Genomic DNA, 23,683 nt, shown 5'->3' on the forward strand with positions numbered 1-23,683 from the left:
AGAGACCCGAGGATCGCACTGTTGCCCAGACCGGGTCCGCTGCATGAGGGTCGTCCGCGCGGCGCGCCTCCACCTGAAGGAGGGGGCCTCCGACAAGGTCTACGAGGTGGACCTCGTGGAGAACGACGCGGTCGCCGCCCCTGAGCGCTTCCTCGTCAATATCCGCTACGGACGACGCGGCACGATCCTGCGCGAGGGATCGAAGACGGCGCAGCCGATCACCGCCGATGCCGCCGCGAAGGTGTTCGACAGCGTGGTCGTCGCGAAGGTCAATGCCGGCTACCGCCGGATCGACCCGGCCGCTTCCTTCCCCGGACCGACGGTCGAGGCGGAATCGCGGGAGGGCGGCACCCCGGCCGAGGGCCGCGACGGCATCCTTCTCGCGCGGCTGGCCTCCTGCCGGCGCGGGCTCTGGCCGGAGAAGGATCGCGAGCGCCTGCTCTGGCGCATCGGCCAGCTCCGCATCGCGCGAGCGGAGCCGGACCTCGTCGCCCTGGTGCGGGACATCGGTCCGGCGGGGGCGAGCTACGCCCTGGTCTGGGCGCTGGCGCGCGCCGTGGGGGGCAAGGCGGCACCGATCCTCGAGGCCGTGGCGGCCGAGACGAGCAGCGTCGTGATCCGTGACCTCGCCCGCTTCGCCCTGGTCTCGCCGCTGATGGGCGCGCAGCGACGCTCCTCGGGAGAGGAGGCCGACCTGCCGGAGGCGGTCGCCCGGCCGGCCCGCGCCGGCGACGCGGACAGCCTCGTCGCCGCGCTGACCGCCCTCGCGAGGGGCAAGCCCATCTCCGTCGGGCCAGCGCTGGTGGCGCTCGGCCGCTGCGCGCAGGACGATGCCGTGCTGCATGCGGGCCTCTGCGCCGCGCTCCCGCATCTGCCCGCCCGGCCGCCCTACCTCATCGGCCTGCGCCGCCTCTTCAAACATGCCGAGATGGCCGACGATGCCGGCCTCTTCGGCGCCACCGCGCTGCGCCTCGAGACCGCGAAGGCGATGTACAAATCCGGCGCCCCCCTGGTCTACTCGGCCGAGTTGCGGCGGCAATTCGTGGTGCGCGATGAACGGGGCGGTCCGGATGCGCGGATCGGCCTGTCCTCGGCCACCTCGCTCTACCTCAAGCGCCGGATCTGGCGGGCCTTGCGCAAGCGCGGCGAGGTCGGCGATCCGGCCTTCGCCGAGATGGCCGCCGGCCTGCTGATGAGGGTGCGGCCGGAGGATTTGGGTCCGCGCACGGTCTCGACCCTGTGGCGGCGTCAGGCGAACGGCAATTGGGGCCGCGATGCCCGCCTGCGCGGGCCGCTCGCGACCCACTGGGCGGCGAGCCAACTCTTGTTCCGCCACGCGCGCCAAGCACGGCCGCGCTCGGGCTCGGCCACGTTCTTCCTCGATGCCGATACCGACCTCGACTCGCGGGACGAGGCCTTCCCCGACCTCTGGAGCGCCCGGCCCGACCTCGCGCTCCGGCTCGCCACGAAGGGGCGGATCGAGCCCGTGGCGATGCTGGGCCTGCGCGTCCTGCGGGCCGACACCGCGGCCTGCGCGGCCCTGGATGCCGCCGTGATCGGCCGCCTGCTCGGCGCGACTCTGCCCGCCGTCGCCGCCCTCGGCCTGGAGATCGCGCGGGAGCGTCTCGCCCGGGGCGGGGCCGATCCCGAACTCCTCGCCGTCCTCGTCCAGGCCCGGTTCCCGGAGGCGCGGATGCTGGCCCTGCTGCGGATCGAGGCCGAGGCGGATTTGCCCTGGTCGAACGTGGCGCTGGCCTTCGCCCTGCTCACGAGTGCCGCGCCGGAGGTCGGGGCCGCGCTCGTCCCCCTCGCCCGCGAGCGCGGGCTTCCGGGCGGCGTGGCCGGGCCTTTGGCCGAGCGGCTGGTGGCGTGGCTGCGGGCGATGCCGCCCGTCCTCGACGAGGAAGCGAAGGCGGCGATCCGGGCCATGCGCGGCAGCCTCCCGCTGCTCTGGCCGAACAACGACATGCCGGTGGCCGGGCACGACATCGGCGCGCTGATGGCGCATCCGGCCCCGGAGATGATCGCTGCGGGCGTCGCGCTGCTGGCCCTGTCCGGCACCGATGCCGATGGCCTGCCCGCCGAGCAATGGTACGCCCTGATCGGATCGGACTCCCTGGACGTGCGGGACGCCGCGATCGGCCTCCTGTCGCGCCTCGACGATGAGCGGCTCCGCCGGCACGCCGACCACATCCTCGCCTTCGCCTGCGGTCCTTCGCCCGTCCTGCGAAAGGCGGCGCGGCCCCTGGTCAAGCGCCTGGTCGATGCCGACCCGGACAGCGCCGCCCCCCTGGCGCAATCCCTCATCGGGAGCCTGTTCCGCACCGCGCCGGACGACCAGTTCGTCGCCGATGTGGTCGCGCTCCTGAGCGAAGCGATGCCCCGCGAGCTCGCCGCCCTCGACGCCGGCACCCTGTGGCGCCTCCTCCAGGCGCAGGCCAAGGGCGCGCAGCGCCTCGGCGCCGTCGTGCTGGCCGAGCGGGCGCCGGGCCTCTTCAGCGTGCGCCAGATCGCGCGGCTCGGAGGGCATTCGCATCTCTCCGTGCGGCAATGGGCGATGGCCGCCTATCTGGCCGAGCCGGCCCGCTTCCAGGCCGAGGCGGCCGAGGCCGTCCTCCTCGTCGAGAGCGACTGGCCGGAGACGCTCGCCTTCGCGGAGAGCCATTTCGCGGCCTGGCCGGAGGAGGCCTGGACGCCCGATGCCCTCGCCGTCGTCACCGACAGCGTCAAGCCGGAGGTCTTGGCCTTCGCCCGCCGGATCCTGCGCAGCCGGCTGCGGCCGGGGGAGGCGGATGCCCAGATCCTGCGCCTCCTCGAACATCCCTCGCCCTCGATGCACCTTCTGGTGACGGAACTGCTGACGGCAGAGGCCGTGGCCAGCGAGGACGCCTTCGCGCGTCTCGTGCCGCTGGCCCGCATCGTCATGCTGCAGGTGCTGACGGGGCGGACCGCCAAGGACAGGATGGCCGCCTTCCTGAAGGGGGAAGCCCTGCGCAGCCGGGAACGGGCTCAAAGTTTGCTGCCCTTCTTCGCCGACCTGTCGCTCAGCGGCACGGCCCGCGACCGGAACGCCGCGATCCTGGCGCTCCGCGACATCGCCGACGCCTATCCGGATCTCGAGACGCCCCTCGTCCGGCGACCGTCCGCGGCACGGCCCTCCCCCGGATCCCTGTCGGAGGGTGCCCGATGAAGCTCCATCACCGCTATCTCGGCGAGAGCCGCGCCGTCACGGAAGGGGGCACGACGCGGCTCGGCTTCGCCCCCGACACCTTGCGCGCGCCGACCTTCTTCAACGGACGGGTCGCCCGCCACCTGCCGTTCCGCGAGGCGATCTCGGCCCTCCACCACGTCGTGGTGTCGGATCTGCGCTTCAAGCCGAAGGACCGCAGCGCCTATTTCGCCTGGCTGCAGGCCAACGAGCAGCAGCTCCTGGCCGAAGCGCTGGCCGGCAGGGACGAGCTGGAAGCCGAGATCGAGTCCCTGCGCCGCGAACTCACGGACATCGGCATCCGGTACCAGACGGTGATGCGGCCGTTCTACAAGGCCCGGCAGCTTTATTTCGACCGCCTCTACAAAGAGGATCTCGACGCCTGGATCGTCCTCGACCCGGTCATCACCGTGCATCCGGACGAGATCTTCTTCGAGTGTTTCAGCCTGGACGAATCCACCTACGGGCGCCTCTCCTGCGACCATGACGTGTTCGAGCGCATGGGCGAGATGGCCTTCGGCACCACCAACATCGATTACAGCCACGCTTTGTACGACGAGTTCCAGAAGATCCGCAGCGACCGGGACACCGAGCTCGCCATCGACCCCACCGGCTTCTCGGTGCAGACCAGCGGCACGGAGGAGTATCGCGAGGACAAGATCGATCTGCCCGATTCCTGGATGCGGGGCTTCCTGCAGGTCTCGAGCGCCATGACGCAGCCCGCCAGCGTGGTCGATCTGCACCCCGTCGACCTGCACACGATCCTCACGCGGCTCGCCGCCCGCCGGGAGCGGCACGGCCCGCGCTCCCTGCGCTTCCTGCTCGAGCCGGACCGGCCGGTGAGCGTGCTGATCGAACCCTGGAACGAGCGGCTGACCTTCCGGCGCTCGATCTACCGGGGGCCGGCGAGCGCCGAGATCCGGCTCTGGGGCCGGCGCCGGCTGGCGATCCTCGCCCGCGCCCTGCCCCTCGCCCGATCCGTGCGGCTCCATCTCCTCGGCACCGGTCTGCCCTCCTTCGCGGTGGTGGATTACGGCGGCCTGCGCTTCACCCTCGGCCTGTCCGGCTGGACCGCCAACGACTGGTCCCGCGCCGGCCAGTTCGACCTCCTCGCGCCCCGCACGGATGTCGATACGGGCACCGCCGCGCGGGTCTTCGCGGCGCTGGGCCGCCATCTCTTCGCCGATGCCGGGACCCTCGCCGCCGAGACCGGCCTCGACCGGGCGACGGTGGAATCCGCGCTCGGCGGCTACGTCCAGGCCGGCCGCGCCATGTTCGACCTCGACAAGCGGGTGTTCCGCCTGCGCGAACTCACCCGCGAGCCCCTCGATGCGGGCGCCCTGCGCTTCGCCTCGGAGCAGGAGGCCAAGGCCGACCGTTTCGTCGCCGCCGGGCTCGTGACCCTCGGCCCCATCACCCGCGCCGAGGGCCGACGCAGCCTCACCGGTTCGGTGCTGGACGACGGCCGGGCCATGGCGACCGCCGTCGAGATCGACGCGGACGACCGGATGGTCGGCGGCCACTGCACCTGCGGCTTCTACATCCGCAACAGACTGATGCGCGGCCCCTGCGAGCACATGCTGGCCCTGCGCCGCATCGTTCACACGCAGGTCGAGGGCAAGCCGATGAGGAGTCAGGCGTGAGGAACCGCGTCCGTAACCGATTGATGCCGTCCCCGGCATGCTCTAAGTCTCATCCCCAGAGGGACGTCGGGCGGAGCGGACCTTGCAACCTGGGCGGCGTTTCGCCGTCCCTGCACCCTGCCCGGCAAAGCGTCACTGGCCCGCTCTTCACTGGGCCGGCACAGACCCCTACCGCGCGCTTTCTGTTTGGGTTCCTTGAACCCAAACGCGCGGTAGGGGTCGTGCCGGCATCGAGTGGACCGGACCAGTCCCGAGACTTGACGAAGGCTTTCCGGCCGGCGTCCCTCATTCATCTTCCCGTCCGGGCGAGCCGCCCATGAGCGTCCAGCCCGGCTCGCTCACCCGCCAGCAGCTCTACGACCGCATCCGCGAGAGCTCGAAGGACGAGGTCGTCCTCGAAGAGATGATCCGGCTCGGCTACTGGCCGGCCGGAAAGGATCAGCCGAACCTCCCCGAGGAGGTCATCCGCCGCCGGGGCGAGCTCGCCCGCGAACTGACGGAGCTGCATCGCAGCGCGGCGCTCTGGACGAATCCGGATGCCGCCCTCAAGGCGATGCACAAGCGCCGGAAGAAGGCGGCCCTGGAACGGCGGCGCGAAACCAAGCTCAACGGCGCGCGCGGGCGGCACGAACGCGCGCTCGCCTGGCACGGGCGCCGGAACCGGGAGATCCTCTATCTCGGCGAGGGCGTCTCGGCGGGTCTCTCGGGGGGAGACGCCGGGGCGTCGCGAGCCGACGGCCTGCCGGAACTGGCGAGTCCTGGCGCTGTGGCCGAGGCCATGGGGATCGGCCTCGGCGAGCTGCGCTTCCTCGCCTATGACCGGGCGCTCGCCACGGTGAGCCACTACCAGCGCTTCACCATCCCGAAGAAGACCGGCGGGCTGCGCGCCATCTCGGCGCCGATGCCCCGCCTCAAGCGGGCGCAATATTGGATCCTCGATGCCGTGCTGGCTCACGCGGGCATCCACGACGCGGCCCACGGCTTCGTTCCGGGCCGCTCGATCCTGACGAACGCCGCCCTCCATGTGGGGCGGGACGTGGTGGTCAACCTCGATCTCAAGGACTTCTTCCCGACCCTCGACTACCGCCGGATCAAGGGGAAGTTTCGCGGTCTCGGCTATGCCGAGCCGGTCGCCACCGTCCTTGCCCTGCTCTGCACCGAGCCGGATGTGGACGAGGTCGAGATCGACGGACAGCGCCTCTACGCGGCGCGCGGACCACGGCGCCTGCCGCAGGGGGCGCCCACGAGCCCGGCGCTGACCAACCTCGTCTGCACCCGCCTCGATGCGCGGCTCACCGGCCTCGCCGCCTCGCTCGGCTTCACCTACACGCGCTACGCCGACGACATGACCTTCTCCGCTTCGGGCGAAGCGGCGGGCAAGACCGGCGCACTCCTGAAATACGTGCACGAGATCGTCGCCGGGGAAGGCTTCACCGTCCATCCCGACAAGACGCGGGTGATGCGGCGGGGGCGGCACCAGGAGGTCACCGGGCTCACGGTGAACGAACGGGTCGCGGTGCCGCGCGAGACCCTGCGCCGGTTCCGCGCCCTGTTGCACGGCATCGAGGGGCACGGCCCCGCCGGCCGCCGCTGGGGCCGAAGCGAGGGGCAGGCAGTGCTCGGGGCGGCTTTGGGCTTTGCCCGCTTCGTCCGGATGGTCACGCCCGAAGCCGGTGCTCCCCTGGTTGCGCAGGCGCGGAGGCTCGCCGAGAAACACGGGACCCCGCATCAGCCGGCCCAGCCACGGATCACCCCCTTCCGCGCGCAATCCGCGCGGGGCGTGCCGCCGCGCGAGGGCTGGTGGAGCCCGGCCGAACGCCCGCCGCCGCAGCCAGATCCCATCCTGCTGGAGGCGGAGCGGCCCGCCCAAAGCGTACCCGGACGCAGCGGCCTGCCCTCCATCGGCCGCCGCCCCGCGCCGGCCTCCGACCAGCCGCGTCCCGTATCGCCGCCCGGCGGCGATATCGAAGAGGACACTCCGCTGAAGCCCTGGATGGCGGTGCTCGGCGTGTTCGTCCTGTTCCAGGCGGGCGCCATCGTGCATCCGGTTCTCGGATTGCTCGTGCTCGCGGCGGCTCTCGTCATCGCAATCCGACGCTGGCTCCGCCGCCGACGCCGGCGATAAGGATCTTGGCAGCGGCCCCGTGTCCGGCCGCATTCCGACCGCCCCTAAAACCGAGCCGCGCTGCCCCTGATCCATGGGTCGGGGTCTTCGAGACCCGGCGGAGGACGCCGTCGCTGGCGATGTGACGGCGGCTTGCTCATGGTGGTGGGCATCCGACGCTTGGTACCGACCCCTGAACGTCCGCGATATGTGGAAAAAAGACCCCGACCTTTCGCCTCTCAGCCGACCTTTCCCCACAACACGATGGGCATCGTCATGTCTTCGCACTTGTAACCCCAGGAGGCGCCCCCTCTTCCAGCTGATAATAGGGCAATATGCGCGACCGCAACCAACGTCTGGTTGGCAACTCAAACCACCGATAGACAAGGTGAGCCAAAAGAACCGTCACAAAGATGAATGCGCCGCTGACTATGATGTCCGCGATCTTTGACTGACCAAACTGCCAACGCTGGAGCAGGATACGCCCAAGAACCATTTGAATGGGCGCGTGGATGAGATAAAGGGAATATGATATTTGTCCCAAATATTCAAACGGTTTATACACGAAAGTGCGCTCAATTCTATTGCCTGGATAGGCGCATGCTAAAACGATAATTGAATAGAACATTAGAAGCGTGAGTGGTCCGGCAATGGTGCCCCATGTAAATGTCAAAATGGCAATTGCAAGCAAAGCGATGGGGACAAACGGAATGCTCTTTACTAAATTTAAGTAAGTCAGCTGAAAGCAGAGCATTCCCAATAAAAAACCAGCCGTACTTCTTATCAAAGGCATACTTTCGAAGTAATTCAGTCCGCCATAGGCAATAAGGGCTCCGGCGGCAACTACCAACACGAAAGCGCCCTGCCTTTTTCCCAGACCAACGACCCCAGAAGCGATGAGGGGAAATATAAGATATTCAAACCATTCAGCGCTGAGCGACCACCCTGGATAATTCCAGACCATGCCGTCTGAATGCCATGCCTGGGTCATGAGCAAGCAGTCTAGTAATCGGCCAAAATCTGCGATTTTGGGATTGTACGGCAAGTGGAGCATGATCGCGCCGGCCGTCATGCCGACCATAAATATGACAGTAAGCACGTAAAGCGGGTAGATCCTGGCGAGTCGCAAAAGTATGAATCGTCCGATACCCCTACTACTCAAATTCTTGAAATCATTCAGGTGAACAAATGAAATAATGAATCCGCTAATGATAAAAAAGATGTCGACGGCCGTATTTCCGAATTTAAAAAATGGCAGCCAGGTCGCCACTTCCATTGAGCTGAGCGGCATAATATTGAAATGAAAAATGACGACGCTGAATGCGGTAATACCTCGAAGACCCGTCAAGCCGTCGAGGCGCTGTTTCACGACATGCTCTCCGGGATATTAAAGTCACTACAGTGTGGTTAGACATTCACATCCAATGCAGGCCATTGAAATTTGCAAGCGAGCATTGGAGTTACTCATATTTTGAAATGTGTTGTGGGCGCGCCTGCTTTAGGGTCGCGGGTCGGTGGGGCGACGTTCACTTCGGTGCTCTTGCCGCTCGTAAGTCGGCATTGGCAGAGCCACCCAACCCTGTCCTGCTCGATGTTTCATCAAGCATGCCGAACGCGAACACTCCCGGAGCAAGCTTCGAGTTGTAAGCGGGCGCGAAGGCGGTGCCTGCTTCCACCCACTCTCGCCCGGAAGCGGCCTGAACAGCCTGGAAGCGGACCTTCCGAGGGTCTGCAAGGGGTCGCGCGCGAACGGTACCACCCGTGAAATTTCAGCCACTCGCCTGCTGGCGACCTGGGCGGAGGCCCCTTTGAGTCGACGTACGCCATCGCGGATGCGTCGGCTCCCCAGACACGTCTTGCAATTATAGATTATAATCATAATCTATAAGCCGAAGCGGTCCCCCGAGGGGGCGCATCGTGGGAGAGCGTCGTGGGCAAGACGGACATCAAGACGGCCATCGTTACCGGAGCGGCATCCGGCATTGGCTTGGCGACGGCCAAGGCCCTGAAAGCGGCGGGCTACCGGGTCTACGGAACGAGCCGCAGACCCGCTCAGGGACGGGACGGGGACATCACCATGCTGGCCTGCGACGTGACCGACGACGCGTCCGTCGAGGCCCTGGTGAAGACGGTCCACGGCGAGACCGGGCGGATCGATCTGCTCGTCAACAATGCCGGTTTCGGCATCAGCGGGGCGGCGGAGGAATCCACGGTCGCGCAGGCGCAGGCGCTCTTCGACGTCAACCTGTTCGGCGTCATCCGCACGACCCGGGCGGTGCTGCCGCTGATGCGGGCGCAGTCGGGCGGCCGCATCGTCAACATCAGCTCCATCCTGGGGCTCGTCCCGGCGCCCTACATGGCTGTCTATTCGGCCAGCAAGCACGCGCTGGAAGGCTACTCGGAATCCCTCGACCACGAGGTCCGCGGCCAGGGGATCCGGGTCGTGCTGGTGGAGCCGGCCTATACGCGCACGGCCTTCGACGCGAACCTGGTCTCCCCCGATGCCCCGTTGAGCCTCTACGATTCCGATCGCGCGGGCCGGGAGCGTTTCACGCGGGAGGTCATGGCCACGGCCGACGCGCCCGAGATCGTCGCCGCGGTGGTGGTGAAAGCCGCCACCGCGGCGGCGCCCCATCTGCGCTACACCGCCGGATCGATGGCGCGGCAGGCCAGCCTCCTGCGCCGATTCGTGCCGGCCAAGCAGTTCGACAAGAGCTACCGCAAGCAGATGCGCCTTCCCCCGGTCTCCTGAGCCTCCGCGCTTCGGGGGGCGTGGGAAGCACGGTCCGCCCGTCTCTCAGGCACGGCCGGGATTGACCATCGGGTCGGCCTGGAGCCTCGCCGCGGCCAGATCGATGAAGGCGCGCACCTTGGCCGGCGCGCGCCTTCCCTCCAGGGTCACGATATGGACCGGGAGCGGCACCGCGTCCGGATCGTCGAGGACCAGCCTGAGCCGGCCCTCGGCGACCGATGGCGCCACCTGATAGGACAGCAGGGGTGCGATCCCCTGGCCCGCGATGGCAGCCGCCAGGACCGCGTCGATGGTGTTGCAGATCAACCGACATCGCGTGGCGCCACGCGTCGGCCCTTCGACCGGGGAATGGTGCTCGAAGGGCAGTCGCGTTCCCATCAAACCGATGGTCGCGTGGCGGTGCAGATCCCCCATCGATTCCGGTGTCCCGTGCCGGTCGAGATAGTCCGGCGCGGCGCAGAGAACCCTGCGGACCGTGCCGACCCGGACCGCGACGAGCCCGGAATCGGCGAGGTGCCCGATGCGGATTCCCACATCGGCACCCTCCTCGATCAGGTTGACCACCCGGTCGAGGAACAGCGCCCGCACGCTGACGGCCGGGTAGCGCGCAAGAAATTCGGTGACGGCAGGCAAGACATAAAGCCGGCCGAATTGCACCGGAGCGGTAATCGTCAAGGTTCCGGAAGGTGTCGCGTATGCGCCGGCCGCGAGTGCTTCCGCCTCTTCCATGTCCGAGAGGATGCGGCGGCAATCCTCCAGATAGCGTCCGCCCGCCTCGGTGAGCATCAGCGAGCGCGTGGTCCGCGTCAGAAGACGGGTTCCGATCCGGTTCTCCAGGGCGGCCACCGCACGGGTCACGGCGGGCGGGCTCATGTTGAGTTGGCGCGCCGCAGCAGCGAAGCCCCCGCTTTCCGCCACCCGCACGAAGACCCGCATCGCCTGCCATCGGTCCATGCCGGCCTCCTCCTAACCCGCGGATTATTCAGAAACTTGGAATAGTCGATTGCGGAGAATGCCGGTTCACGCGTTCCAGGCAAGGGTCTCTCATGTGTCCGTGGCCGGCGCCCTCGTCCGGCCGTCGCGGAGATCCATCATGAAGCTGTTCCACATGGCCCTGTCCGGGCATGCGCACCGGGCGCGTCTGTTCCTGTCGCTGGTGGGTGCTGATTGCGAGATCGTCGAGGTCGACCTCGCCGCCGGCGCGCACAAGACGCCGGATTTCCTGGCCCTGAACCCGTTCGGACAGGTGCCGGTGCTCGTGGACGGCGACGTGGTGGTTCCGGATTCCAACGCCATCCTGGTCTACCTGGCGAAAAAGCTGGGGCGCACGGATTGGCTGCCGGAGGATGCTTATGGTGCGGCGCAGGTGCAGCGCTGGCTCTCGGTGGCGGCCGGACCCATCGCCTTCGGCCCCGCCGCGGCCCGCATGATCACCCTGTTCGGCGCTCGCTTCGACACGGCCGAAGTGATTGCCCGTGCCCATCAAATCCTAGGCCGCATCGAGGCGGAGCTCGCCGATCGCGCCTGGATCGCCGCCGACCACCCGACCATCGCGGATGTCGCCCTCTACAGCTACGTCGCCGCAGCCCCCGAGGGGAATGTCGAACTCGCGCCCTATGCCGAGATCCGCGCCTGGCTCGGCCGGATCGAGGCGCTGCCCGGCTTCGTGGCCTTTCCGACGACGGCGGCCGGCCTGCGCGCGGCCTGAGACGACCCCCTGCCACAGGAGATGCCCCATGTCCTCATCCGACCCTCACCCCGCCTCGCCCTGGCACCCGGGCGAGATCGCGATCCAGGACCATGCCGGCGTCGCCGAGCGCATGGCCGAGATCGGCCCCCGCGTGATCCGCGACCATATGATCGAGCAGCATCGCGACTTCTTCCGGCACCTGCCCTTCGTGGTGCTCGGGGCGGTGGACCCTGCAGGTGACGTCTGGGCGACGATCCGGACGGGCGAACCGGGTTTCGTCGAGGCGCCTGACCCCTTCCGGCTGCGCGTTCGGGCAGCCGCCGAACTCGGCGATCCGGCCGAGGCGGGCCTGACGGAGGGTGCGGCGGTGGGTCTGCTCGGGATCGATCTAGCGACGCGGCGGAGGAACCGCCTGAACGGGATCGTGGAGCGCCGGGAGGGCGACGGTTTCGAGCTCCGGGTGCAGCAGAGCTTCGGCAATTGCCCGCAATACATCCACGTCCGGCAGGGTGCGGAGCGTTGGCGCAATCCCGTCGCGGCGGCTCCGGAGACCGGCCATGGCCTCGACGAGAGCGCCCGTGCGCTCATCGCCGGGGCCGATACGGTCTTCGTCGCCACCTATGCGGAGGGGAAGGACGGGGACCGGCAGGTCGACGTCTCGCATCGCGGCGGCCCCAAAGGCTTCGTGCGCGTCAGCGAGGACGACGTGCTCACGGTCCCGGATTATTCCGGCAACCGCTTCTTCAACACATTGGGAAACATCCGCGCCAATCCCCGTGCCGGGCTCGCAGTCATCGATTTCACCACCGGCGACCTGCTGCAGATGACGGGGCGGGCGGAGGTGCTCCTCGATTCCCCCGAGATCGCGCGCTTCCCGGGCGCCGAGCGGCTCTGGCGCTTCGCACCCCGGACCTTCGTCCGGCGCGCGGGGGCCGTGCCGCTCTGGTGACGGAGCGACCGGCGCCCGTGCCGCGCCGGCCTCAGCGACGGCGGCCCTGGCTCTGGCTCGCGCGGAGCACCTTGCGGGCCCGGGCCTCGTGGATCGCGGCCACCTTCATCAGGAGGTGGCGTTCGATATCCGAAGGCGCGCTCGCGGCACAGTCCCGCAGGGCGATCGCCGCTCGCACATGCATCAGCGCCCGACCCAGCATCCGATCCCCGCTCCCCGCCCGATCCTATCCCGGTCTAGCGGCGCGGTGCTTAAGGCATCATCAAACGGAATGCGCAAAGGCCGGTCCGGTGCCGGGGATGCCCTGCGGGCGCCGCCGATCCGCTCCGAGAGTTGACGCAGGCCGTCGGGACTGCCAACCCGGCCGCATTGCGGGCGCGGCCGATCCCTCGGTCCGCAGGAGTACCGAATCTTCATGTCCGATCTGCTTGAGACGATCCGCAGAACCCTCGTGCCGATCCACAAGGAGGGCTACCCCTTCATCCTGATCGGCATCGTGCTGACCGTGCTGTTCGGCTATTTCGCCCAGTTCGCCGGCTGGATCTTCCTGATCCTCACCCTCTGGGTCTGCTACTTCTTCCGCGATCCCGAGCGGGTCACCCCGGTGGCGGACGGTCTCGTGGTCTCGCCGGCCGACGGCCGGGTCAACCTAATCTCCACCGTCCTGCCGCCGCCCGAGCTCGACCTGCCGCAGGAGCCGATGACCCGGATCTCGGTCTTCATGAACGTGTTCGATTGCCACGTGAACCGCGTCCCCGTCACCGGCAAGATCGGCCAGATCGTCTACACGCCCGGCCTGTTCCTCAATGCGGAACTCGACAAGGCCAGCGACGACAACGAGCGCAACGGCCTCGTCATCGAGACCACCCATCGCGGCAGCCCCCTGCGCGTCGGCGTCGTGCAGATCGCCGGATTGGTGGCCCGCCGCATCGTCGGCTGGGTGCAGGCGAACGATACCTTGAATGTCGGCGAGCGCTTCGGCCTGATCCGCTTCGGCTCGCGTGTCGACGTCTACCTGCCGGTGGGCACGCGCGTGCTGGTCGGCCTCGGCCAGAAGGCGGTGGCGGGCGAGACCGTGCTCGCCGATCTCGGCGGCGGCCCCGAGCGCAGCTTCCGCCGCATCTGATCTCGCCCGGCCCCGCCCGGGCGGGGTCGCGATCCTTCGCGGACGGTGCCCCATTGGCCCGTTCGCCCGTCTTTCTGAAAAGGCGCGTCATGGACGATCTCTTTCCGCCATTCGAGCCGGATGCTAACGAGCCGAAGCCGCGCCGCTTCAAGGCGGTGCCGTTCCGGATGATCGCGCCCAACATGATCACCCTGATGGCGGTCTGCCTCGGGCTGACCGCGATCCGTCTCGCGTTCGAGGGCAAGTTCGAGCCCGCCGTCATCGCCATCGTCGCGGCCGCCTTCCTCGACGGGATCGACGGGCGCGTCGCCCGCATGCTCAAGGGCACGTCGCGTTTCGGGGCCGAGCTCGATTCCCTCGCCGATTTCGTCAATTTCGGCTGCGCCCCGGCGCTCATCCTCTACGGCTTCGCCCTGAAGGAACTGCGCTCGCTCGGCTGGATCGTCGCCCTGATCTTCGCCATCGCCATGGCACTGCGTCTCGCCCGCTTCAACGCGATGCTCGACGATCCCAACCGGCCCGCCTGGAAGAAGGACTTCTTCGTCGGCATGCCGGCGCCGGCCGGAGCGCTGACCGCGATGCTGCCGCTCTATCTCCACTTCCTCGGCCTGCCGTTCGAGCGCTGGGCCGCGCCGGTGGTGCTCGGCTACACGCTCTGCATCGCCCTCCTCGTGGTCTCCACCGTGCCCACCTTCTCCGGCAAGACCATGGGCAAACGCGTGCCGCGCGAATGGGTGCTGCCGATCTTCCTCGTGGTGGTCGCAGCCTTCGGCCTGTTCATCAGCTATCCGTTCGAGGCCATGGTGGTGATGGCGGGCGGCTACCTCGTCACCCTGCCGATCGGGGCCGCGCAGTACCGGCGCCGGGCGAAGATCGAGGAGCGTCTCGACGTAACCGGCCGTGGACAGATCGAACCGGCGCCTGTCGAAAGCTGATCGGCTCGCCTAACGTCTCTGCGGGAAGCCCGTTGGGCTCACGCTTTGGAGGCGACGGTGCTGGAAGAATTCAAGAAATTTGCGCTGCGCGGCAACGTCGTCGACCTGGCGGTGGGCGTGATCATCGGCGCCGCCTTCGGCTCCATCGTCACGTCGGCCGTCCAGGACGTGTTCATGCCGATCATCGGGGCGATCACGGGCGGCCTCGATTTCTCGAACTATTACATCGCGCTCTCGTCGAGCGTGCAGAAAGGCGCGGCCTATGCCGATGCCAAGAAGCAGGGCGCGGTGATCGGCTACGGCCAGTTCATTACCGTGGCGCTCAATTTCATGATCGTCGCCTTCGTGCTGTTCCTCGTCATCCGGGCCATGAACAAGCTTCAAACCCAGGAAGAGGCAAAGCCCCTTCCCGAAACCCCGGCGGACGTGAAGCTGTTGGGCGAGATCCGCGATATCCTCGCGGCCAAACCCAAGGTCTAGGGTCCCGAGGTCCGAGTTCAGATCGACGTCGCGGGCGGTGCGTTCAGGTCGTCGAGGAGGCCATCCAGAGCCTGCTCGACTGCACCGGTGCCTTCCTCATGCGTCTTCAACCGAGTCTCAAGGCGACGCAATTGCGGCGCGAATTCCTCCGGCACGGCAGGTTCACCGAGGAATTTCGGCGCATCGTCCTGCGTGGTGAAGACGGAGCGCAGCTGTTGGCCGAGATGGTCCCGCACCGGCTCGGGCAGAGACGGATCGACATCCGCGGCGCCGGACTGTCCGGAGGCCGATTGATCAATGCGGAGAATCGGATCGTTTGCCATATCGGGTGTCTCCCTCAGTCAAGAGCAATAACCGGCCGGGGCGGCGAGTGTTGCGCGTACCGACTCACAAATGTTGAGGGTACCCGATCCTGCGCCGGTATTTCAGGTGTTTCTCCTGCGAACCCTGACGATTCTTCGATCCACGAAAAAGCCCCCGGTGCCGTGGCACCGGGGGCTCTTGCCGAATGGTCAGCGTCGATCGATGTCGACGATCAATCGATGACCTCGACGATGCGGCGGCTGCGGTCCACCAGCACCGGACGGTCGTTGACGATGGTGTAGCGCGCGCCGCGGGCGTTGTACTCGGACGGCACGTCGTAATAGGTCACGCCGGTGCCGGGCAGGGTCGCGCCGACGCGGACATCGCCGTCATAGGCGTAGGAGCTGTGACGCTCGCGGGTGACGTACTGGCGGAAACGGGGGCGGTCGTCGACACCCAGGATGCCACCGACGGTTCCGGTCGCTGCGCCGACGGCACCGCCGACGATGGCGCCCAGCGGGCCGGCCGCGTCAGCACCGTCCTGCGCGCCGCGCTCGGCGCCGCGCACGAGGCCCTGGGCCTGGGCCGCGAGGGGGAGGGAAAGGGCGATCGCCGAAGCGGCGAGAAGGGTCTTGATGTTCATGATCGAGATCTCCGTATCCGATGACCCGCGAACGGTGACGCTCAGCGGGGTTCGGGGCAGTAACGCCCGATCTCCGGAAAGGGATGCCTCGAAAATCGATTTTGCCGGATTGTCCCAACCATGCCCCCGAGTGGGGGACGACGTTCCTCATGTGCCCGGTGTCGCGATACGATAGCGCTTCGTGAGTGCGAAGGAGCGCCGATCCCGACGGCTCGGCGGCCGGAATCAGGCGTCCTTCGGCATGGCCGATTGGATCAGCCGGTCCGAGCTCAGGTCTTCCTCGTCGTAGCCGAGCAATTCGGCGAGGCGCCCGCGGGCGCGGCTGACGCGGCTCTTCACCGTGCCGACCTTGCAGCCCATGATCGTGGCCGCCTCCTCGTAGGACACGCCCTCGGCGCCCACGAGGACGAGGGCCTCGCGCTGGTCGGGCGGCAGTTTGGCGAGAGCCGTCTGCAGGTCCTCCACATCGAGGCGGTCGCCCTGGTGCGGTGCCGTCGCGAGACGCGCCGCGTAGGAGCCGTCCTGGTCTTCCACCTCGCGCACGCGCTTGCGGTGGTCCGAGTAGAAGATGTTGCGCAAAATGGTGAAGAGCCAGGCGTTGAGGTTCGTGCCCGGCTGGAACCGAGCGCGATGCTGCCAGCCCTTGAGCAGGGTGTCCTGCACGAGATCGTCCGAGCGAGCCGGATTGCTGGTGAGCGAGAGCGCGAAGGCCCGCAGCGATGGCACCGCCGCGAGCAGACCGTTGCGGAACTCGGGCTCCACCTGCTCGCCGCGCGCTTTCAGGGCGGCTTCCAGCTTCTCGATGAGCTCGGCGAAACGCGTGGACGGCTCGTCCGTGCCGAGGCGGTCGTAGACCGTGCGGAGCTGGTCTCCGAGATGGGAGCGAATGGTCGCCGTCAGGCTCGGCCGCCCGTCGCCATTCGTGTCGCTCAAGCGGTCGGGGCTGGTGTCAAGGACGTCGCGTGTCATGGCTCGTCGTATTCTGATCGTTTGGCAGGAAATCGTCCGGTTCGGGCCGGCCGTATCGGATCGGTCCGCCTGACGTCGATGGCGAGCCCGTAGCATGTGACGGGGTTGTAGCGCATCCCATCCGGTCACGCATCCCGCCAAGCTGCGCATATGGCGAAGTACGCCCTTCGCGTCCACATGCGGCGGATGGCGCCGGAGGCAGCGACATCTTGGTCATGTCCCAAAGCGCAGCGGCCTCTGCTGGCGTGATCGGTGGTCTATATGATCCGGTCATGGCCATCGGGAGGGCATGGTCATTGGGAGGGCATGGCCCTCGGGAGGGATCGTCCATGGATCGTCGCGCCTTCACCGCGAGCCTGACCGCGGCCGTTCTGTCCGGTCCGGGCGAGGCCGCTCGCGCGGCGGCGCCCGAGCGGCCGCCCGTGCGGATCGCCATGCTGATGTTCCCCGGCATGACGGCGCTCGACCTCGTGGGCCCGCAGGCGATCCTGGCCGGGTTGGCGGGCGATCGGCTCCATCTCGTCTCCCGCCGAGCCGGACCCGTTCCGAGCGATACGGGCCTGACCCTCATTGCCGACACCTCCTTCGAGACCTGCCCCCTCGATATCGACGTGCTCTTCGTGCCGGGCGGCGACGCGACCCCCGCCCAGATGCGCGACGCGGCGACCCTGGCCTTCCTGCGCGACCGGGCTCCACGCGCATCCTGGGTCACCGGCGTCTGCACCGGCTCGCTCATCCTCGGCGCGGCGGGGCTGCTCGACGGCTACCGCGCCACCTCGCATTGGTGCGTGCGCGAGACCGTGCTGCCCCGCCTCGGCGCCATTCCGGTGAACCGGCGCGTGGTGGTGGACCGCAACCGGATCACGGCCGCGGGCATTTCCGCAGGCCTCGACTTCGCCCTCGTCCTGGCGGCCCGCCTGCGTGGCGACGACTATGCCAGGACGAGCCAGCTCGTGGCCGAATATGCGCCGGAACCGCCCTTCTCCGACGGTACGCCCGAGACGGCCGGGCCGGACATCTCCGCCCGCGCCGGAGCGATCCTCAAGGACCTGGCGGCTGGCTGTCTCGCGGCAGCCACGCGGTAGACGCTGCGGCTGAGGGCCGGGGCTTGCCGCCTCGGGCGGCCTCCGCGACCCGCGAGACGGCGCGTCATTTTGCCGGAACCTCGTTGAATGGCCAAGGTTTAGCCCTTGGCGGGAAAGCTGCATGGTCGCCATGCGCTGGACGCCGGACCTCCGCGCTCCAACCATGAAGGGCATCGATCAATGGCATCAGGCCTCGCAGGCGATCTCACCCGGACGAAATCCCTCGAGCGACTGAATGCCGACGCCGAAGGGGGTGAGCACAAGCTCGAACGTACCCTCGGCCCCTGGAGCCTCGTCGCCCTCGGCATCGGCGCGGTGATCGGAGCCGGCCTGTTCTCCCTCACCGGCATCGCGGCGGCCGAGCATGCCGGCCCCGCCGTGGTGATCTCCTTCGCCATCGCGTCGATCGCCTGCGCCTTCGCCGGCATGTGCTACAGCGAGCTCGCCGGCATGATCCCCGTGGCGGGTTCGGCCTATACCTACGCCTACGCCACCATGGGCGAGTTCGTGGCCTGGATCATCGGCTGGGATCTCGTACTGGAATACGCTGTCGGCGCGGCCACCGTTTCGGTGAGTTGGTCGAGCTACGTCACCCGGTTCCTGCGGGACACGCTCGGCATCAACCTGCCGCCCAGCCTCGTCAATTCCCCCTTCGAGACCTACACGGTCGACGGGGTGACGGCGCATGGCATCGTCAACCTGCCCGCCATCCTCATCATCGTCGCCGTCTCGGCCCTGCTGATGATCGGCATCCGCGAATCCGCTCGCGTCAACGCCGTCGTCGTGGCGATCAAGCTCGCGGTGGTGGCGGTCGTGGTCGGCGTCGGCCTGTTCTACATCAAGGCGCAGAACTACGTGCCGTTCATCCCCGAGAACACCGGCACGTTCGGCGAGTACGGCTGGAGCGGCATCATGCGCGGCGCCGGCGTCGTGTTCTTCGCCTATATCGGGTTCGACGCGGTCTCGACGGCGGCGCAGGAGGCCAAGAACCCCCAGCGCAACATGATGATCGGCATCCTCGGCTCGCTGGCCATCTGCACGGTGATCTACATCGCCTTCGCCGGCGTGCTCACCGGCCTCGTCCATTACGACGCCATGAAGGGCGATGCCGCCCCGGTGAACACGGCCATCGCCCAGACCCCGTTCCCGTGGCTGAAGAGCCTCGTGACCCTCGGCGTCATCGCCGGCTTCTCCACCGTGATCCTGGTCCTGCTGCTGGGCCAGAGCCGCGTGTTCTATTCCATGAGCCAGGACCGGCTGCTGCCGGGCTTCTTCTCGAAGATCCACCCGACCTGGAAGACGCCCTACCGCTCGAACCTGTTCTTCATGGTGTTCACCAGCGCGCTCGGCGGGTTCCTGCCGATCAGCCAGCTCGGCCACATGACCAGCATCGGCACCCTGCTGGCCTTCATCCTGGTCTGTGCGGGGGTCATCATCCTGCGCCGGACCCAGCCCGATGCGCGACGGGACTACCGGACGCCGCTGGTGCCGCTGGTGCCGATCCTCGGCATCGTCAGCTGCCTCGCCATGATGGTGTCCCTCGACGGCCAGACCTGGCTGCGACTGCTTGCCTGGCTCGTGGTAGGACTTGTGATCTACTTCGCCTGGAGCCGGCGCAACAGCCGCCTCGGCCGCGACGAGGCCGTCAGGCCGTCTTGATCAGGGACAGGTGCCGGCCGTCGCGGGCCGGCTCCGTCACCTCGCCGACGGCGACCATCTGACGTTCGCGCGCGATGAACGCGGTCGGCATCACGGCCTGCATCTCGGCCTCCACGCTGCGCAACTGCGCATCGCCATGCGACGGGTGGAGATGAATGATCGCCAAAGCCTTCGCCCCCGCCGCCCGCGCCAACTCGACGCCCTTTTCCCAGGTGGAGTGCCCCCAGCCACAGCAGCGGGGATACTCGGTCTCCGTGAACATGCCGTCGTAGACGAGCAGGTCGGCCCCCTCCACGAAGCGACGAAGGGCCTCGTCGGGCCAGGGGTCGGAATGCTCGATGTCGCTGATGATGCAAAGGCGCTTGCCCGCATGGTCGAAGCGATAGCCCACAGACCCTTGTGGATGATTGAGCAGGATGGTGTCGACCCGCGCGCCGTCGGCGAAACTCAGCGACTCGCCCGCCTTGAAGCCGTGATGGGAGAATGTGCACGGGATGACGTCGAGCGTCACCGGAAACAGCGGCGGCGAGAACAGCCGGTCCAGGGCCGCCTTAGCGCTGTCCCCGTCGAGGTTCCCGCAATAGGTGTTGATCGTCCGCTCTGGGTTGAAGATCACCGGTTTGAAGAACGGCAGCCCAGCGGTGTGATCGAGATGGAGATGGCTGAACAGGAGATCGATCTCCTTGGGTAGCGCCTCGCGATGATGGAGACCGCAAGCGTTAAGGCCGGACCCGGCATCGACCACGAACAGGCGCGTGCCGCATCGGACCTCCATGCAAGGCGTATTGCCCCCGAACTCGGCATAATCCGGCCCGCTGACAGGCGTGGAACCTCGAACGCCCCAGAAGCGTAGGGAGAGGCCGTCCTCAGCCGAGGTCGTGTGCGTCATGGTCATCGTTCGACTACCGATTGCCCGATCCATCTGAGATCCGGTGCCTTTCGGCGCACCGATGCGATCCGTTCCTCGCGAGAGCGGCCACGATCAGGTTGCCAGGATCGAAGTGGGGTTGACCATGAGGTAGTCAGCCCGTTTCGACATCGATGTGCGGCCACGCACACAGCTTAGAAGACCCGATTCTGCGGAAAGCCGGCTCCCGCCTGACTGTTTCCGCGTCGGGCAAGAGCGCCTTGGGCTCATATTCACGAGCGATAGATAAGGCGACCCGCCTGTTGGGATTGCGCATCGAAACGCCCTCGAGAGGGCGTGCGGGAAGAGAGCTCCTCGGCCCTGCGGCGGGTGGTGCTAGGGCCGGAAACCGGCCTCGCCGTTCAGGCCTTCAATCAGCCGGGGAAGGGGAACGGTGCCCGGAGAGCCGTCGTGTCGATCGGCGACGGCAGCAGGACGCACTCGCACGCTTCGAGCCACTTCAAGTCGATAAATCTCGGAGGGACGCCGAAAGCGGGATCATCGAGACCGACCAAGAGCTTGTAATCCCATATCTTGAACAAATCCCGCGCGTTTTCCAGGTCGCTCGTCACGCGGAGCGACTGACAGGGAATAACGTAGGCATGGGAAACGATGACGCCGTGGAGCGAGGTGGAGACGATCTCCTCGCAGTTCATGATGTCCCCGATCACGCCCTCGATCTCGTCGAACGCAACCGATCGCAGCGAGATGGGACTGATGCGATCCGCACCAAGCTTCTCGATGGCGGCCCGGAACATCGCTTCCTGCAGCAGGTGTGGATTGATGCTGATCTTATGGGTCTCGGGCACATTCGGCACATCCACCTCCGGTAGCAGGGCGGCCGCATCACCGTAGATTTCGGGGCATTCTCCGCCGCTGGCGATGACTGCCGAACGCGTTGGCAGCCCGCCTCGATCGCCATTTCGTAAAAGGTGCTCAGGGTGGGGAACGCAGATACGAAGGCACGCCATTTTTGCTTCAACCCCGCAAAATGAGGCGCTAAGGGCAGGCAACGTAGAATAGATCTAAATCTAAATTGTAGCCCGAACGGTTTGCGTGAGTTTTATACTCTTTCCAATATTCGCCAATACGCTTGCTTGATCGATCAGCTTGCTTCTTTATGCCCGCTGTCGGGGCACTGCAGAATTTGGAGGTCGGACGATATGGAACGGGTGCTGGAACTGATCCGCGGTTATGCACGGCTGGCATGGTGGGATGGTTGCACCGTCGACATGCGTCTGCACCGCATCGCAGACTTCGTCGATTTCCTGACTGCCGCAAAGGAGCCGGGCCTGATGCACAAACCGATCCCGATCGTAAAAGGAGAGATCGCGTGAGTGTTATCCGTTCTTCCCGGCCCTGTATCGATCCGCCCAAGGAGGGAAGCGAACTGGACGAGGCACTGCGACGCGCGTTCTGGACTAGTCTGCACCGACAACCTCTTCCGGCGCTCCAGGCGCTGGCGGTAGCGGCGCGCACCATCGGAACGCTGTATCGACAGGTCGCCGAGGCCCACGAAGGTCCAGGCGGCTGCAATTGCGGGTGGGAGCCCAATCCTGATAGCGATCTCATCGTGCTCGAGGCCAATCTGGCGGCGACCCTGCTCAAGCCGCCGGAAGCCGACCTCGCCCATATGACAATGCTCGGAAGAGCGTGACGGCTGGGCGTGCCAACCTTTGTGTCTCTCACAAAACTCGGATTGCCCCGTTTCTATGATCGGATCAGGGGGCTTGGTGGAGCTGAGTCTCCGGCAACGGATCCGACTGAGTTTCCTGTTCGTAGACGAAGCACGAGCGGTAGCTGAGCGCTGAGTGCCGGCACAGCGGATTGTAGAAGCCCTCGATGTAGCGGAAGCAGGCCATCCGAGCCTCGGCCTGCGAGCGGAAGCGACGGCGGGCGAGCAACTCGCAATTGAGGATGGAGAAGAAGCCCTCAGCCATGGCATTGTCGTAGGCGTCGCCGACCGAACCCATCAAGGGTCGCACGCTCACCTACTGGCAGCAGCTGCCGAAGGCCCTCGACGTGTGTTGCGATCCCTGGTCCGAGCGATGGATCACGCCACGGGGCCTGTGCTGGGTGATGGCCATCTCCAGAGCATCTAGGACGAGTTCCGAGCGGAGGTGATGACCCAACGATCCGGCGGCTGAAGGCATCGAGCCCGACGCTGAGGTAGAGGAAGGCGGCAGCAGTCGGCACGTAGGTGAGATACTGTCGGCGAATCAGGGGTTGCGGGCATTGTAATGGCGATGCTCGATAAGCTTGCGACCGGAACCGATCGGCACGATCCTGGCTGAGACAGTGCGGCTTGCGAAGGCGGCGTTCTTTAAGGGAACGACGGCCACGCGACTGCGCGACGAGTTCAGTTCAGCGCCCTCTATCAGGACGAGGACTTCGGTGGCCTCTACCCAACCCGTGGCCAACTCGGGCTTCCGCCGTGGCGGCTGGCTCTCTTCACGGTCTTTGAGTTCTCAGAGCAACAGAGCGATCGCCAAGCTGCGGATACCGTGCGTGCCCGGATCGACTGGAAGTATGCGCTCGGGCTCGAACTCACCGAGCCGGGCTTCCACTTCAGTGTCCTGACTGAGTCCCGCGCCCGCCTCATCGCCGGCGACGCCGAGCACCTGCTTTTGGATCGAATGCTCACGCGCTTCAGGGCCCGCGGCTTGGTCAAGGCACGCGGCAAGCAGCGCACTGATAGCACGCACGTTCTGGCCGCCGTCGCGCCGGGCTGGCTGCGCGGGATCACGCAGCCGGTTTGGGTCGAGGGCTACCGGCCGCCCAAAGGTCGGGCGGAGCGGGAAGCACTCCCTCTTGCGATCGGTGTCGACGGGTTCTGTCTGCTTGAGGCCCTGGACGCGCCGGATGCACCCGCTGAGGCACGTGGCGTGTCGATGGTCGGCACCCTGCGCGACGTGTGGCGCGTGCATTATGCCCGTGAGGGAGGCGGGACGCTGCACTGGCGCAGCGGTCCGGAGCTGCCGCCGGTCGGTGAGCGGCTGCAATCCCCCTCCGACCCCGAGGTCTGCGACCCGGATGTAGCTCATCTTGTCACGAACGTGATGACCTGCCCCGCGATGCAGCCCGAAATGGCGAGCACGGCCGCGATCCACGAGCAGCTGTGTAGGGCGGTGACAAAACCATCCACTGGAGCGTCGGCGGGGTGCTGATGCGGGCGGAGTAAAATCCGGCCAGTGGAGAAGCTTCTCTTTCGAGAGGAGCTGAGGATGTTT

The 23,683-nt window shown here is 67.0% G+C and carries 21 protein-coding genes and 2 pseudogenes; 14 read left to right on the forward strand and 9 right to left on the reverse strand.

The genetic code is table 11. The annotated features are described in order from the left end of the window. Positions 1-43 precede the first annotated feature (43 nt). The 3 genes from ASF08_RS11085 to ASF08_RS11095 all read left to right on the forward strand — a co-directional run bounded on the left by ASF08_RS11085 (position 44) and on the right by ASF08_RS11095 (position 6,976). Positions 44-3,190, forward strand: coding sequence for a hypothetical protein (locus ASF08_RS11085; protein ID WP_056145034.1), 3,147 nt, complete (start codon positions 44-46; stop codon positions 3,188-3,190). After that, on the forward strand, positions 3,187-4,851 hold the full coding sequence (locus tag ASF08_RS11090) for a hypothetical protein (protein ID WP_056145037.1): 1,665 nt from the start codon (positions 3,187-3,189) through the stop codon (positions 4,849-4,851). The genes ASF08_RS11085 and ASF08_RS11090 overlap by 4 nt, the downstream gene beginning before the upstream one ends. Before the next feature lie 316 nt (positions 4,852-5,167). Then, the gene (locus ASF08_RS11095; protein ID WP_056145040.1) at positions 5,168-6,976 is read left to right on the forward strand and encodes a reverse transcriptase family protein; all 1,809 of its coding nucleotides are present in this window, start codon (positions 5,168-5,170) and stop codon (positions 6,974-6,976) included. Between the two features lie 253 nt (positions 6,977-7,229). On the opposite strand, the gene ASF08_RS11100 is transcribed toward ASF08_RS11095, so the two are convergent. Continuing rightward, complete coding sequence (locus tag ASF08_RS11100) at positions 7,230-8,324, reverse strand: acyltransferase family protein (protein ID WP_056145044.1); 1,095 nt, start codon at positions 8,322-8,324, stop codon at positions 7,230-7,232. Between the two features lie 561 nt (positions 8,325-8,885). Between ASF08_RS11100 and ASF08_RS11105 the strand changes: the two genes are divergently transcribed. Beyond that, on the forward strand, positions 8,886-9,707 hold the full coding sequence (locus ASF08_RS11105) for an oxidoreductase (RefSeq protein ID WP_056145047.1): 822 nt from the start codon (positions 8,886-8,888) through the stop codon (positions 9,705-9,707). Between the two features lie 45 nt (positions 9,708-9,752). Here the strand turns inward: ASF08_RS11105 and ASF08_RS11110 are convergent, their stop codons facing one another. Further along, entirely contained in the window at positions 9,753-10,661 is a 909-nt protein-coding gene (locus tag ASF08_RS11110) for a LysR family transcriptional regulator (RefSeq protein ID WP_056145049.1), read from the reverse strand. Positions 10,662-10,800: 139 nt separating this feature from the next. Between ASF08_RS11110 and ASF08_RS11115 the strand changes: the two genes are divergently transcribed. Both ASF08_RS11115 and ASF08_RS11120 read left to right on the forward strand, forming a co-directional pair. Beyond that, on the forward strand, positions 10,801-11,415 hold the full coding sequence (locus ASF08_RS11115; protein ID WP_056145051.1) for a glutathione S-transferase family protein: 615 nt from the start codon (positions 10,801-10,803) through the stop codon (positions 11,413-11,415). Positions 11,416-11,443: 28 nt separating this feature from the next. Beyond that, positions 11,444-12,346 (forward strand): pyridoxamine 5'-phosphate oxidase family protein, encoded by a 903-nt coding sequence (locus ASF08_RS11120; protein ID WP_056145053.1) that lies wholly within the window; start codon positions 11,444-11,446, stop codon positions 12,344-12,346. 31 nt (positions 12,347-12,377) lie between these two features. On the opposite strand, the gene ASF08_RS25315 is transcribed toward ASF08_RS11120, so the two are convergent. Beyond that, positions 12,378-12,548: a hypothetical protein gene (locus ASF08_RS25315; protein ID WP_187273446.1), complete on the reverse strand. Its 171-nt coding sequence runs from the start codon at positions 12,546-12,548 to the stop codon at positions 12,378-12,380. A 213-nt stretch (positions 12,549-12,761) separates the two neighbouring features. Between ASF08_RS25315 and ASF08_RS11125 the strand changes: the two genes are divergently transcribed. The 3 genes from ASF08_RS11125 to mscL all read left to right on the forward strand — a co-directional run bounded on the left by ASF08_RS11125 (position 12,762) and on the right by mscL (position 14,887). After that, positions 12,762-13,472, forward strand: coding sequence for a phosphatidylserine decarboxylase (locus ASF08_RS11125; protein WP_018045459.1), 711 nt, complete (start codon positions 12,762-12,764; stop codon positions 13,470-13,472). An 89-nt stretch (positions 13,473-13,561) separates the two neighbouring features. After that, entirely contained in the window at positions 13,562-14,407 is an 846-nt protein-coding gene (locus ASF08_RS11130) for a CDP-alcohol phosphatidyltransferase family protein (protein ID WP_056145054.1), read from the forward strand. 57 nt (positions 14,408-14,464) lie between these two features. Continuing rightward, a complete protein-coding gene (gene mscL, locus ASF08_RS11135; protein WP_026176221.1) occupies positions 14,465-14,887 on the forward strand; it encodes a large conductance mechanosensitive channel protein MscL in 423 nt (140 codons plus the stop codon). A gap of 17 nt (positions 14,888-14,904) precedes the next feature. On the opposite strand, the gene ASF08_RS11140 is transcribed toward mscL, so the two are convergent. The 3 genes from ASF08_RS11140 to ASF08_RS11150 form a co-directional block, all read right to left on the reverse strand. Beyond that, on the reverse strand, positions 14,905-15,210 hold the full coding sequence (locus ASF08_RS11140; RefSeq protein ID WP_018045462.1) for a hypothetical protein: 306 nt from the start codon (positions 15,208-15,210) through the stop codon (positions 14,905-14,907). A 212-nt stretch (positions 15,211-15,422) separates the two neighbouring features. Beyond that, positions 15,423-15,833, reverse strand: a complete 411-nt coding sequence (locus ASF08_RS11145; protein WP_018045463.1) for a DUF1236 domain-containing protein — start codon at positions 15,831-15,833, stop codon at positions 15,423-15,425. A 225-nt stretch (positions 15,834-16,058) separates the two neighbouring features. Then, entirely contained in the window at positions 16,059-16,802 is a 744-nt protein-coding gene (locus ASF08_RS11150; protein ID WP_018045464.1) for a sigma-70 family RNA polymerase sigma factor, read from the reverse strand. A 329-nt stretch (positions 16,803-17,131) separates the two neighbouring features. Between ASF08_RS11150 and ASF08_RS11155 the strand changes: the two genes are divergently transcribed. Together ASF08_RS11155 and ASF08_RS11160 are read left to right on the forward strand one after the other, a co-directional pair. Further along, positions 17,132-17,887 carry a DJ-1/PfpI family protein gene (locus tag ASF08_RS11155; protein ID WP_443136816.1) on the forward strand — a complete coding sequence of 252 codons (756 nt, stop codon included), beginning with the start codon at positions 17,132-17,134 and terminating at the stop codon, positions 17,885-17,887. Between the two features lie 180 nt (positions 17,888-18,067). Further along, entirely contained in the window at positions 18,068-19,546 is a 1,479-nt protein-coding gene (locus ASF08_RS11160; RefSeq protein WP_056145057.1) for an amino acid permease, read from the forward strand. Here ASF08_RS11160 and ASF08_RS11165 read toward each other — a convergent pair. Together ASF08_RS11165 and ASF08_RS11170 are read right to left on the reverse strand one after the other, a co-directional pair. Further along, a complete protein-coding gene (locus tag ASF08_RS11165; RefSeq protein ID WP_018045467.1) occupies positions 19,533-20,441 on the reverse strand; it encodes an MBL fold metallo-hydrolase in 909 nt (302 codons plus the stop codon). The genes ASF08_RS11160 and ASF08_RS11165 overlap by 14 nt on opposite strands. Before the next feature lie 386 nt (positions 20,442-20,827). After that, positions 20,828-21,424, reverse strand: coding sequence for a hypothetical protein (locus ASF08_RS11170; protein WP_200931848.1), 597 nt, complete (start codon positions 21,422-21,424; stop codon positions 20,828-20,830). Positions 21,425-21,616: 192 nt separating this feature from the next. Here ASF08_RS11170 and ASF08_RS25320 point away from each other — a divergent pair, with 192 nt between their 5' ends. After that, the gene (locus ASF08_RS25320) at positions 21,617-21,790 is read left to right on the forward strand and encodes a hypothetical protein (protein ID WP_018045469.1); all 174 of its coding nucleotides are present in this window, start codon (positions 21,617-21,619) and stop codon (positions 21,788-21,790) included. After that, positions 21,787-22,110, forward strand: coding sequence for a hypothetical protein (locus tag ASF08_RS11175; protein WP_056145060.1), 324 nt, complete (start codon positions 21,787-21,789; stop codon positions 22,108-22,110). Before ASF08_RS25320 ends, ASF08_RS11175 begins: the two co-directional genes overlap by 4 nt. 64 nt (positions 22,111-22,174) lie before the next feature. Here ASF08_RS11175 and ASF08_RS25775 read toward each other — a convergent pair. Then, positions 22,175-22,658 (reverse strand): annotated as a pseudogene (locus tag ASF08_RS25775) (DDE-type integrase/transposase/recombinase); the annotation flags it as partial. 221 nt (positions 22,659-22,879) lie between these two features. On the opposite strand from ASF08_RS25775, the pseudogene ASF08_RS11185 reads away from it, so the two are divergent. Continuing rightward, a pseudogene (locus ASF08_RS11185) lies at positions 22,880-23,620 on the forward strand (transposase); the annotation flags it as partial. Between the last annotated feature and the right edge of the window lie 63 nt (positions 23,621-23,683).

Source organism: Methylobacterium sp. Leaf85, from assembly GCF_001422125.1.
Taxonomy (GTDB): Bacteria; Pseudomonadota; Alphaproteobacteria; order Rhizobiales; family Beijerinckiaceae; genus Methylobacterium; species Methylobacterium bullatum.

Bases quoted from the DNA above. Each gene is read 5' to 3' on its own strand.
- ASF08_RS11140 (WP_018045462.1), bottom strand. From the start codon at position 15,210: ATGGCAAACGATCCGATTCTCCGCATTGATCAATCGGCCTCCGGACAG.
- ASF08_RS11145 (WP_018045463.1), bottom strand. From the start codon at position 15,833: ATGAACATCAAGACCCTTCTCGCCGCTTCGGCGATCGCCCTTTCCCTC.
- ASF08_RS25315 (WP_187273446.1), bottom strand. From the start codon at position 12,548: ATGCTGGGTCGGGCGCTGATGCATGTGCGAGCGGCGATCGCCCTGCGG.
- ASF08_RS11085 (WP_056145034.1), top strand. From the start codon at position 44: ATGAGGGTCGTCCGCGCGGCGCGCCTCCACCTGAAGGAGGGGGCCTCC.
- ASF08_RS11150 (WP_018045464.1), bottom strand. From the start codon at position 16,802: ATGACACGCGACGTCCTTGACACCAGCCCCGACCGCTTGAGCGACACG.
- ASF08_RS11090 (WP_056145037.1), top strand. From the start codon at position 3,187: ATGAAGCTCCATCACCGCTATCTCGGCGAGAGCCGCGCCGTCACGGAA.
- ASF08_RS11125 (WP_018045459.1), top strand. From the start codon at position 12,762: ATGTCCGATCTGCTTGAGACGATCCGCAGAACCCTCGTGCCGATCCAC.
- ASF08_RS11095 (WP_056145040.1), top strand. From the start codon at position 5,168: ATGAGCGTCCAGCCCGGCTCGCTCACCCGCCAGCAGCTCTACGACCGC.
- ASF08_RS11165 (WP_018045467.1), bottom strand. From the start codon at position 20,441: ATGACCATGACGCACACGACCTCGGCTGAGGACGGCCTCTCCCTACGC.
- ASF08_RS11160 (WP_056145057.1), top strand. From the start codon at position 18,068: ATGGCATCAGGCCTCGCAGGCGATCTCACCCGGACGAAATCCCTCGAG.
- ASF08_RS11155 (WP_443136816.1), top strand. From the start codon at position 17,132: ATGGATCGTCGCGCCTTCACCGCGAGCCTGACCGCGGCCGTTCTGTCC.
- ASF08_RS11110 (WP_056145049.1), bottom strand. From the start codon at position 10,661: ATGGACCGATGGCAGGCGATGCGGGTCTTCGTGCGGGTGGCGGAAAGC.
- ASF08_RS11170 (WP_200931848.1), bottom strand. From the start codon at position 21,424: ATGGCGTGCCTTCGTATCTGCGTTCCCCACCCTGAGCACCTTTTACGA.
- ASF08_RS11120 (WP_056145053.1), top strand. From the start codon at position 11,444: ATGTCCTCATCCGACCCTCACCCCGCCTCGCCCTGGCACCCGGGCGAG.
- ASF08_RS11130 (WP_056145054.1), top strand. From the start codon at position 13,562: ATGGACGATCTCTTTCCGCCATTCGAGCCGGATGCTAACGAGCCGAAG.
- ASF08_RS11115 (WP_056145051.1), top strand. From the start codon at position 10,801: ATGAAGCTGTTCCACATGGCCCTGTCCGGGCATGCGCACCGGGCGCGT.
- ASF08_RS25320 (WP_018045469.1), top strand. From the start codon at position 21,617: ATGGAACGGGTGCTGGAACTGATCCGCGGTTATGCACGGCTGGCATGG.